The sequence below is a fragment of the Pseudomonas sp. 05N432 genome (genome assembly GCF_056396945.1).
On sequence record NZ_JBFTMM010000001.1, the window covers coordinates 415,872 to 431,785 of the forward strand.

13 protein-coding genes are annotated in these 15,914 nt (G+C 59.4%); 9 read left to right on the forward strand and 4 right to left on the reverse strand.

Features of this window, described 5'->3' with window-relative positions:
• Positions 1–92: 92 nt before the first annotated feature.
• The 4 genes from AC1DHT_RS01950 to AC1DHT_RS01965 form a co-directional block, all read right to left on the reverse strand.
• Positions 93–1,067 (reverse strand): serine/threonine protein kinase, encoded by a 975-nt coding sequence (locus AC1DHT_RS01950; RefSeq protein ID WP_427532489.1) that lies wholly within the window; start codon positions 1,065–1,067, stop codon positions 93–95.
• Positions 1,068–1,254: 187 nt separating this feature from the next.
• Entirely contained in the window at positions 1,255–3,156 is a 1,902-nt protein-coding gene (locus AC1DHT_RS01955) for a PhoX family protein (RefSeq protein ID WP_427545611.1), read from the reverse strand.
• A 240-nt stretch (positions 3,157–3,396) separates the two neighbouring features.
• On the reverse strand, positions 3,397–4,161 hold the full coding sequence (locus tag AC1DHT_RS01960) for a TOBE domain-containing protein (protein WP_427545613.1): 765 nt from the start codon (positions 4,159–4,161) through the stop codon (positions 3,397–3,399).
• A 60-nt stretch (positions 4,162–4,221) separates the two neighbouring features.
• Positions 4,222–4,962, reverse strand: a complete 741-nt coding sequence (locus AC1DHT_RS01965) for a ComF family protein (protein ID WP_427545615.1) — start codon at positions 4,960–4,962, stop codon at positions 4,222–4,224.
• A 90-nt stretch (positions 4,963–5,052) separates the two neighbouring features.
• Here AC1DHT_RS01965 and bioB point away from each other — a divergent pair, with 90 nt between their 5' ends.
• The 9 genes from bioB (at position 5,053) to AC1DHT_RS02010 (ending at position 15,790) form a co-directional block, all read left to right on the forward strand.
• Positions 5,053–6,108 (forward strand): biotin synthase BioB, encoded by a 1,056-nt coding sequence (gene bioB / locus AC1DHT_RS01970; RefSeq protein WP_054594348.1) that lies wholly within the window; start codon positions 5,053–5,055, stop codon positions 6,106–6,108.
• Positions 6,109–6,293: 185 nt separating this feature from the next.
• Positions 6,294–7,472, forward strand: a complete 1,179-nt coding sequence (bioF, locus tag AC1DHT_RS01975) for an 8-amino-7-oxononanoate synthase (protein WP_477761222.1) — start codon at positions 6,294–6,296, stop codon at positions 7,470–7,472.
• Entirely contained in the window at positions 7,465–8,196 is a 732-nt protein-coding gene (locus AC1DHT_RS01980; protein WP_427532479.1) for an alpha/beta fold hydrolase, read from the forward strand. Before bioF ends, AC1DHT_RS01980 begins: the two co-directional genes overlap by 8 nt.
• The gene (bioC, locus tag AC1DHT_RS01985) at positions 8,189–9,001 is read left to right on the forward strand and encodes a malonyl-ACP O-methyltransferase BioC (protein WP_427545617.1); all 813 of its coding nucleotides are present in this window, start codon (positions 8,189–8,191) and stop codon (positions 8,999–9,001) included. The genes AC1DHT_RS01980 and bioC overlap by 8 nt, the downstream gene beginning before the upstream one ends.
• Positions 8,998–9,678 carry a dethiobiotin synthase gene (gene bioD / locus AC1DHT_RS01990; RefSeq protein WP_054594344.1) on the forward strand — a complete coding sequence of 227 codons (681 nt, stop codon included), beginning with the start codon at positions 8,998–9,000 and terminating at the stop codon, positions 9,676–9,678. Before bioC ends, bioD begins: the two co-directional genes overlap by 4 nt.
• A gap of 107 nt (positions 9,679–9,785) precedes the next feature.
• Positions 9,786–10,082 carry a hypothetical protein gene (locus tag AC1DHT_RS01995; RefSeq protein WP_054594343.1) on the forward strand — a complete coding sequence of 99 codons (297 nt, stop codon included), beginning with the start codon at positions 9,786–9,788 and terminating at the stop codon, positions 10,080–10,082.
• Between the two features lie 277 nt (positions 10,083–10,359).
• A complete protein-coding gene (locus tag AC1DHT_RS02000) occupies positions 10,360–12,165 on the forward strand; it encodes a phenylacyl-CoA dehydrogenase (protein ID WP_427545619.1) in 1,806 nt (601 codons plus the stop codon).
• A 221-nt stretch (positions 12,166–12,386) separates the two neighbouring features.
• A complete protein-coding gene (locus AC1DHT_RS02005; RefSeq protein ID WP_427545621.1) occupies positions 12,387–13,676 on the forward strand; it encodes a GGDEF domain-containing protein in 1,290 nt (429 codons plus the stop codon).
• Positions 13,677–14,011: 335 nt separating this feature from the next.
• The gene (locus tag AC1DHT_RS02010; RefSeq protein WP_427545623.1) at positions 14,012–15,790 is read left to right on the forward strand and encodes an acyl-CoA dehydrogenase C-terminal domain-containing protein; all 1,779 of its coding nucleotides are present in this window, start codon (positions 14,012–14,014) and stop codon (positions 15,788–15,790) included.
• Positions 15,791–15,914: the final 124 nt, after the last annotated feature.

Sequence of the window (15,914 nt, forward strand, 5' to 3'; positions counted from 1 at the left end):
AGCGGATGTCGTATCTGAATTGGTAAGGCATTTGTGAACACCAAATCCAGTGGGAGCGAGCCGGCTCGCTCCCACAAGGGGATAGTGGTGAATCAAAAGAGCTTCAACGGTTCTTCGTTTAGCGCTGCCAGTTGCTCGCGCAATGCCAGCACCTGGTCGCCCCAATAACGTTCGGTGCCAAACCACGGAAAACTATGGGGGAACGCCGGGTCATCCCAACGCCGGGCCAGCCACGCGCTGTAGTGCATCAGGCGCAAGGCACGCAGAGGTTCGATCAACGCCAGTTCACGCGGGTTGAAGTCGTGGAACTCGCTGTAGCCGTCCATCAGTTCCGACAACTGACCGAGACATTCCTGACGATCACCGGCGAGCATCATCCACAGGTCCTGCACCGCCGGCCCCATGCGACAGTCGTCGAGGTCGACGATGTGGAACATCTCGTCACGGCACATCATGTTGCCGGGGTGGCAATCACCGTGTATGCGAATGTTCTGGTGCGGCGTGTCTTTGTAGACTTCTTCCACGCGCTTAAGCAGGTCGCGGGCGACTGACTCGTAGGCTGGCAGCAAACTGCGCGGTATGAAGTTGCCTTCAAGCAAGGTGGTCAGCGAATCATGGCCGAAGTTTTTGACGCCCAGCACTTCGCGGTGTTCGAAGGGGCGGGTGGCGCCTACTGCGTGCAAGCGGCCAAGCAATTGTCCCAAACGGTAGAGCTGATCAAGATTGCCTGGCTCTGGCGCGCGACCGCCGCGGCGCGGGAACAGGGTGAAGCGGAAACCGGCGTGTTCGTGCAGGCTTTCACCGTTGTGAATCAACGGCGCAACGACAGGCACCTCGCACTCGGCGAGTTCGAAGGTGAAGCGGTGCTCTTCGAGAATGGCGGCGTTGGTCCAGCGTTGCGGACGGTAGAACTTGGCAATCAGCGGTTCGCCATCTTCGATGCCAACCTGATAAACACGGTTTTCATAACTGTTGAGCGCAAGGACGCGGGCGTCGCTGAGAAAGCCGATGCTTTCTACGGCGTCGAGCACCAGATCGGGGGTAAGTGTTTCAAACGGGTGAGACATGCTGACTCCTGCGCGCAGCAGGCTGCCGCGTCCGGCCAAACATGGTAGCGCAGACGAGGCGACTTTAGTGGTTGGGCTTGAGATGAGTGCTGATTTTACTGACGCCATCGCGAGCAGGCTCGCTCCCACAGGGTTACGTGTTCACAGATCCAATGTGGGAGCGAGCCTGCTCGCGATGGGGGCCAGGTCAGGCGCCGACGATCCCGCCGTCTTCCCGGGTAATCGCCATCACCGAGGAGCGCGGCTTGCCGTTAGGCAAATGCTCGGGGAAGGTCGACCCGCCGTTTTCCCCCGGATGCTGAATGCCGACAAACAAGGTCTTCTGGTCCGGTGAAAAACTGATGCCGGTCACTTCGCAACCGACCGGGCCGACCATGAAGCGGCGGATTTCACCGGTCGCAGGGTCAGCGCAGAGCATCTGATTATTGCCCATGCCCGCGAAGTCGCCGGCGTTGCTGTAGTCCCCGTCGCTGAGAATCCACAGCCGACCGGCCTTGTCGAAGCCCAAGCCATCCGGGCTGTTGAACATGTTGTGTGGCGTGATGTTCGACGAGCCGGCTTTCGCTGTCCCGGCGTGCACGGTCGGGTTGCCCGCCACCACGAACAGATCCCAGTCGAACGTCAGCGATGCGTGGTCGTCGCGATCGGTGCGCCAGCGCAGGATTTGCCCGTAGACGTTTTTCTCCCGTGGGTTGGGTCCGCCCACTGGTTGCCCGTCTTCGCCACGCTTGGCGTTGTTGGTCAGGGTGCAATAGACCTGGCCATCTTGTGGGCTGACCACGATCCACTCCGGGCGGTCCATACGCGTAGCGCCGACGACGCTGGCGGCCAGGCGCGCGTGAATCAGCACCTCGGCCTGATCGGCAAAACCGCTGCCAGCGTCGATGCCGTTCTTGCCGTGAGTCAGCTCGATCCACTGGCCCTGGCCTTTTGGATGGTCGGGGTTGCTGTCGCCGGCATCGAAACGAGCGACGTACAACGTGCCGTGGTCCAGCAGGTCATGGTTGGCTTTGGGAGTTGCGTGATTGATTTTGTCGCGGCTGACGAATTTGTAGATGAACTCGCCGCGCTCATCGTCGCCCATGTACACCACCGCACGACCGTCGTGGGTCTCGGCCAGGGCCGCGTTTTCGTGTTTGAAACGGCCAAGGGCGGTGCGCTTGATCGGGGTCGATTGCGGGTCGAACGGGTCGATTTCCACTACCCAGCCGTGACGGTTGAGTTCATTGGGGTTTTTTGCCAGGTCAAAACGCGGGTCGTGTTGATGCCAGTTGATCTCTTTGCTGGCGACCGATGCGCCATAGCGCTTTTGTGCGGCGTCGAATTTGTGCTCGGGATTGCTGCTGCCAAAGCAGTCGGTGAAGTTCTCTTCACAGGTCAGATAAGTACCCCAAGGCGTCTTGCCATTGGCGCAGTTCTGAAAAGTCCCGAACACTTTTTTGCCGGTCTTGTCAGCGGCGGTTTTCATCAGCTCATGGCCAGCGGCCGGGCCGCTCAACTGCAGCGGTGCATTGCCGTGGATTCGGCGGTTGTAGCGCGAGCCCTGAACGAATTGCCATTGGCCATTCTTGCGCTGCACTTCGATCACCGACACACCTTCGCAGGCCAGCGCTTTGCGCACTTCTTCGGCCGACTGCGGCATGCCGCCATGGGCGTAGAGGTAGCGATAGTTGGTGTATTCGTTGTTGATCGCCATCAGCGCGCGATTGTCGTCGCCGGGGAAGGCGAACAGGCTCATGCCATCGTTGTTGTCACCGAACTGGACTTCCTGGGCCTGGGCGCTGCCATTACCACTCGGGTCAAAGGCCGGACCGTCCTTGTGCAGCGGCTGGCCCCAACTGATCAGCACCGAGGACTTGTAACCCGGCGGCAGGGTGATGGTGTCGCTGGTGGCGGCGGCAATGCTGTCGAAGCCCAGCAATTTGCTCGAAGCTGCGCTGACACTGGTGGCCAGTGCGCTACGGCTCAGCAGGTTGCCACCGAGGAACATCGCCGCACCGCAAAGGGCGCCGGCGCTGATAAAACCACGACGACTGAGGCCGACGATTTTTTCGAGGTCGGTGGCTTGGTTTTCTTCTAATAGGCTCACATCAGGCTCCCTGCTGGTTTTTGCAGCCACCTTAAGGAGCGTCTATGACACAAATGTTGCAGTTTTGATCGGGGTGAGCATAGACCTGTAGCAGCTGCCGAAGGCTGCGTTCGGTGGCGACGCCGCCGCAAAAACCTGACACCGCGATTTTGAGTCTTTATTTGAGTCGAGAGGATTGTGACTGCTTCGCAGCCGAACGCAGCTTTCGGCAGCTGTTACAGAAAGCGCGCCAGGCTTGGGCTAGAGCGGTGTGCCGAGCAAAACATTGGAGGGCGAGAACTGTACCTGGACGGTTTTTTTGGCGCTCAAATCCAGGGTTTTCAGGTGCTGAGGCTCGGCCAGCGCGCATAGCGTCTGGCCATTGGGCAGGGCGATTCGGACTTCACTGGGGCCATCTTCGGCGTCGAGAATCTCCTCGACAGTGCCCTTCAGACAATTGTGTCCAGGTGTTGCAAGTTGTCCTGTGCCGAGCAAATCGAGCCAGCCGGCCTTGATCAGCGCCACCACCTCAGTGCCCGTTTCCAGTTCCAGGCGCAGGGTGCTGTCGTGGGTTATTTGCGCCTGAATGATCAGTCCCTCAGCCAGTTCCAGGCTGATCAGATCGTTATGGCCGTGAGTGTCGATGGCCGCGACGGTGCCATGCAGTTGATTGCGCGCGCTGGTCCTGAGCATCAGGCGTCCGAGCAAGTCGAGGTCACTGGCGTCTTCGGCAGCTTCCAGCACCTGTGCCTGCAAGGCTTGCAGGCGCTGATAAAGTCGCAGCACCCGTTCACCTTCACTGGACAGTTTTGCGCCACCACCGCCCTTGCCGCCGACGCTGCGTTCCACCAGCGGTTTCTGCGCCAGATTGTTCAACTCATCGATCGCATCCCACGCGGCTTTGTAGCTCAGCCCGGCGCTTTTTGCGGCGCGGGTGATCGAGCCTTGTTCGGCGATGTGTTGCAGCAAGGCGATGCGCTGCGGACGACGGACGATGTGTTGGGACAACAAAGTAGGCAAGGACATGGCAAGGGGCTGCGAGCGGGTAGTGATGGATTTGGACGTTGGCGGCTTGGCGCGTGAGAGTCAAGTCAGCTCCCCGGGTTTTGGCGTGCGCGCCAGGCAATAAACGTCGACCCGCGCTGCACCAGCCCCGATCAACAAGCGTGCCAGGCTTTGCGCGGTGGCGCCGGTGGTCAGCACGTCGTCGACCAACGCCAGGTGGCGGCCCTTGATCTGCGCGTTCGGTGTCAGCGCGAACGCCCTGAGCAAGTTCTGTTTGCGCGCCTTGGCGTCCAGATCCTGTTGCGCGGTGGTGTCCTGGGTACGTAATAGCAGGTTCTCATCGCAACTGATCTGCAGGCTGTCGCTGAGCCAGTGGGCGAGCATCGCGGCCTGGTTGTAACCTCGCTCGCGCAGCCGTTTGCGGGCCAAGGGCACCGGCACTAAAGCGTCAGGTCGTTCAAGGCCTTCATCGAAGTGGTGTTGCAGCGATTGAGCAAGAAGTTCTGCAAGTAAGCGGCCATATGGCCACTTTGCCCCATGCTTGAAGCGGGTGATCAAACTGTCGAGCGGGAAGCTATAGGTCCAGGGCGCGATCACCTGCTCGAAGGCCGGTGGCTCCTTCAAACACTGGCCGCACGTGAGGCCGGCCACGGGCAAAGGCAGGGCGCAGACCTGGCAATGGTCGCCGAGCCAGGGCAGCTCGGTTTCGCAGGGCGTGCAGATKGGTGTGGTGCCATCGGCCGGCTCTGAACAAAGCAAACAAAGTTGTTTATTGTTTAACCAGATGTAGACCGGTCCTACGTATCGTGGTTGACAGCGCATAGCTCTTCCTTAAATATGCCGAACATCCGTGTCGCGTCTGTGGATATTCCGTTCCACAGCCGCTTGCCAAGCATAAACAAGGAAACGCCCATGAGCGCCAGCACCACTGCAAACCTGCGTCATGACTGGTCTTTGGCCGAAGTCAAAGCACTCTTCGTTCAGCCATTCAACGACCTGTTGTTCCAGGCGCAGACGGTGCACCGCGCGCACTTCGACGCCAATCGCGTCCAGGTGTCGACCCTGCTGTCGATCAAAACCGGCGCTTGCCCGGAAGATTGCAAATATTGTCCGCAGTCCGGTCACTACAACACCGGCCTGGAAAAAGAAAAGCTGATGGAAGTGCAGAAGGTTCTTGAAGAGGCTGCTCGCGCCAAGGCTATCGGTTCGACCCGTTTCTGCATGGGCGCCGCCTGGAAGCATCCATCGGCCAAAGACATGCCGTATGTGCTGGAGATGGTCAAGGGCGTGAAGGCCATGGGCCTGGAAACCTGCATGACCCTCGGCCGCCTCGATCAGGATCAGACCGTAGCCCTGGCCGAAGCCGGCCTCGATTACTACAACCACAACCTTGATACCTCGCCGGAGTTCTACGGCAGCATCATCACTACCCGCACCTACAGCGAGCGCCTGCAAACCCTGGCGTATGTTCGTGATTCGGGGATGAAGATCTGCTCGGGCGGTATTCTCGGCATGGGCGAGTCCCTCGACGACCGCGCCAACCTGCTGATCCAGCTGGCCAACCTACCGGAGCACCCGGAGTCGGTGCCGATCAACATGCTGGTGAAAGTTGCCGGTACGCCGCTGGAAAATGCCGACGACATCGACCCGTTCGACTTCATCCGCATGCTCGCCGTCGCCCGTATCCTGATGCCGAAATCCCACGTGCGCCTGTCCGCCGGCCGCGAAGCGATGAACGAGCAGATGCAGGCCCTGGCGTTCTTTGCCGGTGCCAACTCGATTTTCTACGGTGAGAAATTGCTGACCACCGCCAACCCGCAGGCTGACAAGGACATGCAACTGTTCTCGCGCCTCGGCATCCTGCCGGAAGCGCGCGAAGAGCACGCCGATGAAGTGCATCAGGCGGCTATCGAGCAAGCGCTGGTCGAACAGAAAAGCAGCGAGCAGTTCTACAACGCCGCTGTTTGACGTCTCCACTGATCCTTCTGAAGGAATGCAAAACACTGTGGGAGCGAGCCTGCTCGCGATTGAGATGTAACAGCCAGCATCAATGTTGAATGTTATGACCTCATCGTCGGATCGCCGCCCGGAGCCGGCTCGCTCCCACAAGGTAATGCGACATTGCTTCTGAATTCTGACCCCGCGAGGCCTGCATGTCTTTCGATCTCGCCGCACGCCTTGCTGCCCGTCGTGCCGAAAACCTCTATCGCCAGCGTCCCTTGCTGGAGACCCCACAAGGTCCGCAAGTGGTGGTCGACGGCCAGCCATTGCTGGCGTTCTGTAATAACGACTACCTGGGTCTGGCCAATCATCCGCAAGTGATCGAAGCCTGGCGTGACGGCGCCGCCCGCTGGGGTGTCGGTGGCGGTGCTTCGCACCTGGTGATCGGCCATAGCAGTCCGCATCAAGCACTCGAAGAAGCCTTGGCCGACCTGACAGGGCGCCCGCGCGCGTTGCTGTTTACCACCGGCTACATGGCTAACCTGGGCGCGGTCACGGCGTTGGTCGGGCAGGGCGACACGGTGCTTGAAGACCGACTCAATCATGCGTCATTGCTTGATGCCGGGCTGTTGTCGGGGGCGCGCTTCAATCGTTATTTGCACAACGACGCGGTCAGCCTTGCCAAACGTCTGGAGAAGGCCACCGGCAATACGCTGGTGGTGACCGACGGGGTGTTCAGCATGGATGGCGATATTGCCGACCTGCCGGCGCTGGCTCGCGAGGCCAAGGCTAAAGGCGCGTGGCTGATGGTCGATGATGCCCACGGCTTTGGTCCCTTGGGCGCCAATGGCGGCGGGACCGTCGAGCACTTTGGTTTGAGTCTGGAGGATGTGCCGGTATTGGTCGRTACCTTGGGCAAAGCATTCGGCACCGCGGGCGCGTTTGTTGCGGGCAGCGATGACCTGATCGAAAGCCTGATCCAGTTCGCCCGACCGTACATTTACACCACCAGTCAGCCACCGGCCCTGGCGTGCGCGACCCTGAAAAGTCTTGAGTTGCTGCGTAGCGAACATTGGCGACGCGAGCACTTGAACGTGCTGATCCGCCAATTCCGAAAAGGTGCCGAGCAGATGGGTCTGGAGTTGATGGACAGCGCTACGCCGATCCAGCCGATCATGATCGGCGACGCCGGGCGCGCCATGCTTTTTTCGCAGATGCTGCGTCAGCGCGGGCTGATGGTGACCGCGATCCGCCCACCCACCGTGCCGGCCGGCAGTGCACGTTTGCGCGTGACCCTGACAGCGGCGCACAGCGAAGCGCAGGTGCAGCTATTGTTAGAAGGTCTGGCCGATTGTCTTCAGCAACTGGGAGCGGAGCCGAACCATGCGTGATCGTCTGATTCTGTTGCCCGGTTGGGGACTCGGCATTTCGCCGCTGGAGCCTTTGGCAGCGGCCTTGCAGGGGTTGGACGAACACCTGCGCGTCGAGATCGAACCACTGCCGGAACTGGAGTCGAGCGACCTCGATGAATGGCTAGACGAACTGGATTCGACTTTGCCCAAAGATGCCTGGCTCGGTGGCTGGTCGCTCGGCGGGATGCTCGCCTCAGAGCTCGCGGCTCGACGTGGCGAGCGTTGCTGCGGTTTGCTGACGTTGGCGAGTAACCCCTCTTTTGTGGCGCATGCCGAGTGGTCGAGCGCCATGCCGGGTGAGACCTTCGATGCGTTTCTGGCTGGGTGCAGCGCGGACCCTCGCATGACCCTCAAGCGCTTTAGCCTGCTCTGCGCCCAAGGTGCCGAAGACCCGCGCGGGTTGTCGCGCCTGTTGCTGGCGGGTGCGCCGAATACCCCGCAGGCGCAGTTGATGAGCGGGTTGGAAGTGCTCGCTCAACTGGACAATCGGCAAGCCTTGCAGGCTTTTCGAGGTCCGCAATTGCATCTGTTCGCCGGGCTCGACGGGTTGGTTCCTGCCGAAGCCGCCAGTGAGCTACTGGTGTTACTCCCCGATGTTGAAATTGGTCTGATTGAACAGGCCAGTCACGCGTTTCTTCTGGAAGATCCCCACGGTGTGGCGGGGGCTATCCAGGCCTTTTTGCATGAGTCCGGTGATGACTGATTTAGCCCTTCCCAACCTGCCCGGAGGCTTGCCTGACAAGCGTCAGGTCGCGGCATCCTTTTCCCGTGCAGCGGCCAGCTATGACAGTGTTGCCGAATTACAGCGGGCTGTCGGTAGTGAATTGCTGGGGCGTTTGCCGACTGATCGAACGCCCGCTCGCTGGCTGGATCTGGGCTGTGGCACAGGGTATTTCAGCCGTGTGCTGGGTGAGCGATTCAACGCCAGCGAAGGGCTGGCGCTGGATATCGCGCAAGGCATGCTCAAGCACGCACAGCCCTTGGGCGGTGCGACACATTTTATTGCTGGCGATGCTGAGCGCTTGCCGTTGCAGGACGTGAGCTGCGACCTGGTGTTTTCCAGCCTGGCGGTGCAGTGGTGCGCCGATTTCAGGGCGGTGCTGAGCGAGGCCAAGCGGGTTCTGAAACCTGGCGGTGTGTTGGCGTTTGCCAGTCTCTGTGTGGGGACGCTGTATGAATTGCGCGACAGTTGGCGCCAGGTCGATGGCTTGGTGCACGTCAACCGCTTCCGCGAGTTCAGCACGTATCAACAGCTGTGTGCGGCCAGCGGCATGAACGTGATCAGTCTGCAAAGTTGCCCGCACGTACTGCATTACCCGGATGTGCGTAGCCTGACTCACGAACTCAAGGCCTTGGGCGCGCATAATCTTAATCCTGGTCGGCCGGGCGGGCTGACAGGTCGGGCGCGGATCATGGGTTTGATCGACGCCTATGAGCAATTTCGTCAGGCGCAAGGGCTGCCCGCGACTTATCAGGTGGTTTACGCCGTGTTGGAGAAGCCACTATGAGCGCAGCCTATTTCATCACCGGTACCGATACCGATGTCGGCAAGACCACCATCGCCGCTGGCCTGCTGCACGCCGCGCGGCTGGCGGGGTTGAGCACGGCAGCCGGGAAGCCTGTGGCGTCCGGCTGCGAGGTGACACCCAAAGGATTGCGCAATGCCGACGCGTTGGCGCTGTTGGCGCAATGTTCGTTGCCGCTGACCTATGCCGAGGTCAATCCGGTGGCCTTCGAGCCGGCCATCGCACCGCATCTGGCTGCACGTGAGGCGGGGTTCGCGCTGACGGTCCAGTCGTTGCTGGTGCCGATGCGGCACATAGTGGACATGCAGGCCGATTTCACCTTGATCGAAGGCGCGGGTGGCTGGCGGGTGCCATTGGCTGATCAGGACAATCTCTCGGATCTGGCAATGGCGCTGGGGTTGCCGGTGATTCTGGTGGTTGGCGTGCGTCTGGGCTGTATCAATCATGCGTTGCTGACAGCCGAGGCAATTGCCCGGGACGGTTTGCAACTGGCGGGTTGGGTGGCCAACATCATTGACCCCAAGACGTCGCGGCTGGAAGAGAACCTCGCCACGTTGGCAGAACGGCTGCCGGCACCGTGTCTGGGGCGGGTGCCGAAACTCAAACTGGTCACGGCAGAAGCGGTGGCAGAACATCTTCAGCTGGATTTGCTGGACTAGGTTTTGCCTATGACAAGGCACTGTGCCATTAGTGTTTTTGTCGGGCCTTTTGACGGTGTCTCTGGTTCAATGAGCGCTGTTTATCCTTTGCAGGATGGAGTTGCGCCATGGACATTTCGGGAAGCACCGCGTTTTATGCAGGTCTGAGTTCCATTCAGGCTGGGCAGAACCGTGTCGATCAGGCGGCGAGCCAGATCGCCGGCACCACTGTCGATCGTTCAGCCTCCAGCCAGTCCTCCGACGCTCAGATCGACCGCTTGCGCTCGGTCGATCGCAGCCAGCAATCGAATCTGGCCAGTAATATGGTCGATATGTCCCAAGGCAAGATCCAGGCAGAGCTTGGCGTCAAAGTCGCCAAGGCTTCTGACGAAATGCTCGGTACATTGATCGATACTTTCGCTTGATCCCTCGCTGAACCTGTTTACCTGAACACCGCCCCTGGCTCGGTGTTCTGTCGGGCACGTCCTTCTCGTTCAACTAATCTTTCCTACACGGTTTGTTGCTTTGCGCACCGGCTGTGGGCCTTTGCGTGTGCGCTATTCATATGGGTCATGACGAACGGCAAAAGATCGACGCTTGACAAGATTTCGGCGTAAACGTATGTTTCAAACAACTGTTTGACCGTCACAACAATTCATTGCGGTCGTTCATTCCCGGTTACATCAGCAGAGGTTTATCGCTATGCCTGACTACAAGGCCCCCTTGCGTGATATTCGCTTCGTTCGTGACGAACTGCTCGGCTACGAAGCGCACTATCAGAGCCTTCCGGCTTGCCAGGACGCTACCCCGGACATGGTTGACGCCATTCTCGAGGAAGGCGCCAAGTTTTGTGAGCAGGTGCTGGCTCCGCTGAACCGCGTGGGTGACACCGAAGGCTGCACCTGGAGCGAGTCCGGCGTTAAGACCCCGACTGGCTTCAAAGAAGCCTACAAACAATTCGTCGAAGGCGGCTGGCCAAGTCTGGCCCACGACGTAGAGCACGGTGGCCAAGGCCTGCCGGAGTCTCTGGGTCTGGCTGTGAGTGAGATGGTCGGTGAAGCCAACTGGTCGTGGGGCATGTACCCAGGCCTGTCTCATGGCGCGATGAACACCATTTCCGAACACGGTACGCCAGAGCAGCAAGAGGCTTACCTGACCAAACTGGTGTCCGGCGAATGGACCGGCACCATGTGCCTGACCGAACCACATTGCGGCACGGACCTGGGCATGCTGCGCACCAAGGCCGAGCCTCAGGCTGATGGTTCCTACAAGGTTTCCGGTACCAAGATCTTCATCTCGGCCGGTGAACACGACATGGCCGACAACATCGTCCACATCGTTCTGGCTCGCCTGCCGGATGCGCCTGCTGGCACCAAAGGTATTTCGCTGTTCATCGTTCCAAAGTTCCTGCCGAACGCTGACGGCAGCATCGGTGCACGCAACGCCGTGAGCTGTGGGTCCCTGGAACACAAAATGGGCATCCACGGTAACGCCACCTGCGTGATGAACTTCGACGCGGCCACCGGTTTCCTGATCGGCCCGGCAAACAAAGGCCTGAACTGCATGTTCACCTTTATGAACACCGCACGTCTGGGTACGGCCCTGCAAGGTCTGGCTCACGCCGAGATCGGCTTCCAGGGCGGTCTGAAATACGCTCGCGATCGTTTGCAAATGCGCTCCCTGACTGGCCCGAAAGCGCCGGACAAAGCCGCTGACCCAATCATCGTTCACCCTGATGTGCGTCGTATGCTGTTGACCATGAAGGCCTTCGCCGAAGGCAACCGTGCGATGGTTTACTTCACTGCCAAGCAGGTCGACATCGTCAAGTACGGCGTGGATTTCGAGGCGAAGAAGAAAGCCGACGCACTGCTGGCGTTCATGACGCCGATCGCCAAAGCCTTCATGACTGAAGTCGGCTTTGAATCCGCTAACCACGGTGTGCAGATCTACGGCGGCCACGGCTTCATCGCCGAGTGGGGCATGGAGCAGAACGTTCGCGACAGCCGTATTTCGATGCTGTACGAAGGCACCACCGGTATCCAGGCGCTCGACCTGCTGGGCCGTAAAGTGCTGATGACTCAAGGCGAGGCTCTGAAAGGCTTCACCAAGATCGTCCACAAGTTCTGCCAGACCAACGAAGGCAACGAAGCGGTCAAAGAGTTTGTCGAGCCGTTGGCAGCACTGAACAAGGAATGGGGCGAGCTGACCATGAAGGTCGGTATGGCCGCGATGAAAGATCGCGAGGAAGTCGGCGCCGCGTCGGTGGACTACCTGATGTACTCCGGTTACGCCTGCCTGGCCTATTTCTGGGCTGACATGGCGCGCCTGGCTGCCGAGAAACTGGCTGCCGGCACCACCGAAGAGGCGTTCTACACCGCCAAGCTGCAGACCGCGCGCTTCTACTTCCAGCGCATCCTGCCGCGTACCCGCACTCACGTTGCAACCATGCTGTCGGGTGCCAACAACCTGATGGACATGAAAGAAGAAGACTTCGCACTGGGCTACTAAGTCCCGCGGAGTGCTTCAAACAGCCGCTGCTTCTTCGGGAGCAGCGGCTTTTTTCTGCCCGCTGAAAACGGCTGCAAATATTCCCGACTAAAACGCTAAGTAGAACGCTTTTGCTGCCGTTAAAGAGTGTGCGGTGTGATGTACGTCACATTGCATGTGCTTAATTGTCAGGAATGCAGGCACAATGCCATCTATTGATTTGCCGGGCCGGAGCTCTACCCTTGCCGCGTTCTTCCGCTGTACGTCTCAGTCACTTTTTGCCCTCATTACTGTTGTTGCTTGCGGGGCTTGCGGCTGCCTACGTCAAGGACCTCAACGTCTTTTTCACCTCGCTGTTCAACGTGCTGCCAACCCTGGTGCTATTGCTCGGCGGTTCGTACTGCGCGGTTTACCGACGTCAACGTGAACTGTTTCTGATGGTCACGGTGTACATCGCCTACTACCTGCTCGACACCCAAACCGATTACTACCGTGATTACGGCAAGGTGCGTGACGACGCGGCGGTGGTTTTCCATCTCTGCTGTTTGCTGCTGCCTTTGCTGTACGGGCTGTTTGCTGCCTGGCAGGAACGTACCCACCTGTTTCAGGACATGGTCGCGCGTTTCGCGGTGTTGGTGGCATTCGGCAGTGTTGCACTGGGGTTAGAGCAGAGTTACCCACAGGCGTTGTTGATGTGGCTGTCGGAAATACGCTGGCCGGCATTGCATGGTGCCTGGATGAGTTTGATCCAGTTGTCCTATCCGGTGTTCCTCGCGTCCTTTCTGCTGTTGGCGTATCAATACTGGCGCAACCCGCGGCCGTTGCATGCGGCGCAATTGGTGGGTTTGCTCGGACTGTTCTGGATGTTGCCCAAGACCTTCATCCTGCCGTTTACCCTGAACATCATGTGCAGCCAGGTGATGTTGATGATTGCTGCGGCGGTTGCCCACGAAGCCTATCAAATGGCTTTTCGTGATGAGCTGACCGGCCTGCCGGGGCGTCGCGCCTTGAACGAGCGCATGCAGCGTCTGGGCCGCAACTATGTGTTGGCCATGAGCGACGTTGACCATTTCAAGAAATTCAACGACACCCACGGGCACGATGTCGGCGACCAGGTGTTGCGGTTGGTGGCCAGCAAGTTGTCGAAGATCGGCGGCGGTGGCCGGGCGTATCGTTACGGGGGCGAGGAGTTCGCCTTGGTGTTCGCCGCCAAAACGCTCGAAGAGTGCATGCCGCATCTGGAAGTTATCCGTGAGTCGATTGCCACCTACAACATTCAGTTGCGCAATCAGGACAGCCGTCCGCAAGACGATCAGCAAGGTCGGCAACGCCGTGCGGGCTCTGGTGCCTCAAGCGTTTCGGTCACGGTGAGCATCGGTGTCGCCGAGCGACTGGAGCAGCGGACCCCGGAAGAAGTCCTGAAATCCGCAGACCAGGCGCTCTACAGCGCCAAGGGTGCAGGGCGAAACTGCGTGATGGCATTCGGGCAAAGCCGCCGTGGTGCGGTGCGTATGGACGGCGCTGCGGGTTAGTGGTGAACGTACATTCAGCGTCTGGGCTGTGATTGTTCGAGGCCATTCGCGGCGGCAGGTTTGAATGATCTGCTGACGGAGAAACGACCAGCCCGAGTACAAGCCTCTCCCTGCGCGACAGCGCTGCCTCTGAAAGATCGCAGCCTGCGGCAACTCCTACAATACAGATGGGCCTGTAGGAGTTGCCGCAGGCTGCGATCTTTTTTTTCAGTGACCAAAAATTACAAATAGGTCACTAGCTGACCCTATGTATCGTAAAAGTTGTTCGGGTACACTCAAGACCTTGCTGAAATCCGATCCTACGAATCACTTTTCAAGTTCTCACGAGGTTTGCCATGGCTGACTACAAAGCGCCCTTGCGCGATATGCGCTTCGTCCTCAATGAAGTTTTCGAGGTTGCCAAACTGTGGGCTGAACTGCCCGCCCTGGCCGACACCGTCGATGCCGAGACCGTCGAGGCGATCCTTGAGGAGGCCGGCAAAGTCACCAGCAAAAGTATTGCGCCGCTGAGCCGTGCTGCCGACGAAGAAGGTTGTCACTGGAGCAACGGTGCCGTTACCACACCAGCAGGTTTCCCACAGGCATATCAGACTTATGCTGAAGGCGGTTGGGTCGGTGTCGGTGGTGATCCGTCCTACGGTGGCATGGGCATGCCGAAAGCGGTTTCGGCTCAGGTCGAAGAAATGGTCAACTCTGCCAGCCTGTCATTCGGTCTGTACCCGATGCTGACTGCCGGGGCTTGCCTGTCGATCAACGCTCACGCCAGTGAAGAACTTAAAGCCGCTTACCTGCCAAACATGTACGCCGGTGTCTGGGCAGGCTCCATGTGCCTGACCGAGCCGCACGCGGGGACTGACTTGGGGATTATCCGTACCAAGGCCGAACCGCAAGCAGACGGTTCCTACAAGGTCAGCGGAACCAAGATCTTCATCACCGGCGGTGAACATGACCTGACCGAAAACATCATTCACCTGGTGCTGGCCAAACTGCCGGATGCCCCTGCGGGTCCGAAAGGTATTTCGCTGTTCCTGGTTCCGAAGTTCATGGTCAACGCCGACGGCAGTCTCGGCGCGCGTAACCCGGCTAACTGCGGTTCGATCGAACACAAAATGGGCATCCAGGCATCCGCTACCTGCGTGATGAACTTCGACGAAGCCGTGGGTTACCTCGTGGGTGAGCCGAACAAAGGCCTGGCGGCCATGTTCACCATGATGAACTACGAGCGTCTGGGCGTTGGTATCCAGGGCCTGGCCAGTGGCGAGCGCTCTTACCAGAACGCGGTTGAATACGCCCGTGATCGCCTGCAAAGCCGTTCGCCGACCGGGGCGCAGAACAAAGACAAGGTCGCCGACCCGATCATCGTTCACCCGGACGTGCGTCGCATGCTGTTGACCATGAAGGCCTCGAATGAAGGCGGCCGGGCATTCTCGACCTACGTGGCCATGCAGCTGGACACCGCCAAGTTCAGCGAAGACGCGACCACCCGCAAACGCGCTGAAGACCTGGTGGCCTTGCTGACGCCGGTCGCCAAGGCATTCCTCACGGATCTGGGCCTGGAAACCACCGTTCACGGCCAGCAGGTCTTCGGCGGCCACGGCTACATTCGCGAGTGGGGCCAGGAACAACTGGTGCGTGACGTGCGGATCACCCAGATCTACGAAGGTACCAACGGCATTCAGGCGCTGGACCTGGTCGGGCGCAAGATCGTCGGCAGCGGCGGGGCGTACTACAAGTTGTTTGCTGATGAGATTCGCCATTTCACCGCCACCGCGAGCGCTGATCTGGCCGAGTTCACCAAACCATTGAACGACGCTGTCGACACGCTGGACGAGCTGACCGCCTGGTTGTTGGACCGCGTGAAAAATAACCCGAACGAAATCGGCGCAGCCTCGGTCGAGTATCTGCAAGTGTTTGGCTATGTGTCCTACGCCTACATGTGGGCACTGATGGCCAAGGCAGCCTTTGGCAAAGAGGCGCAGGACGACTTCTACGCCAGCAAACTGGGCACTGCACGCTTCTACTTCGCTCGCCTGCTGCCACGGATTCATTCGCTGAGCGCTTCGGTCAAGGCCGGTAGTGAGTCGCTGTTTCTGTTGGATGCGGCGCAATTCTGAGAAGTGTAACGTCATGTAAGCATTTGCTTACGTGACGTGCTGCTGTTTTCCCCCTGTTCCAAAATTGGATCCAGAGCTAATCTACTTCACATGGACGTCGCGCAGGAAGCGCAAAGCAATAACA

Bases quoted from the DNA above. Each gene is read 5' to 3' on its own strand.
- bioC (WP_427545617.1), top strand. From the start codon at position 8,189: ATGACTGATTTAGCCCTTCCCAACCTGCCCGGAGGCTTGCCTGACAAG.
- AC1DHT_RS01980 (WP_427532479.1), top strand. From the start codon at position 7,465: ATGCGTGATCGTCTGATTCTGTTGCCCGGTTGGGGACTCGGCATTTCG.
- bioD (WP_054594344.1), top strand. From the start codon at position 8,998: ATGAGCGCAGCCTATTTCATCACCGGTACCGATACCGATGTCGGCAAG.
- bioB (WP_054594348.1), top strand. From the start codon at position 5,053: ATGAGCGCCAGCACCACTGCAAACCTGCGTCATGACTGGTCTTTGGCC.
- AC1DHT_RS02000 (WP_427545619.1), top strand. From the start codon at position 10,360: ATGCCTGACTACAAGGCCCCCTTGCGTGATATTCGCTTCGTTCGTGAC.
- AC1DHT_RS02010 (WP_427545623.1), top strand. From the start codon at position 14,012: ATGGCTGACTACAAAGCGCCCTTGCGCGATATGCGCTTCGTCCTCAAT.
- AC1DHT_RS01995 (WP_054594343.1), top strand. From the start codon at position 9,786: ATGGACATTTCGGGAAGCACCGCGTTTTATGCAGGTCTGAGTTCCATT.
- AC1DHT_RS01950 (WP_427532489.1), bottom strand. From the start codon at position 1,067: ATGTCTCACCCGTTTGAAACACTTACCCCCGATCTGGTGCTCGACGCC.
- AC1DHT_RS01960 (WP_427545613.1), bottom strand. From the start codon at position 4,161: ATGTCCTTGCCTACTTTGTTGTCCCAACACATCGTCCGTCGTCCGCAG.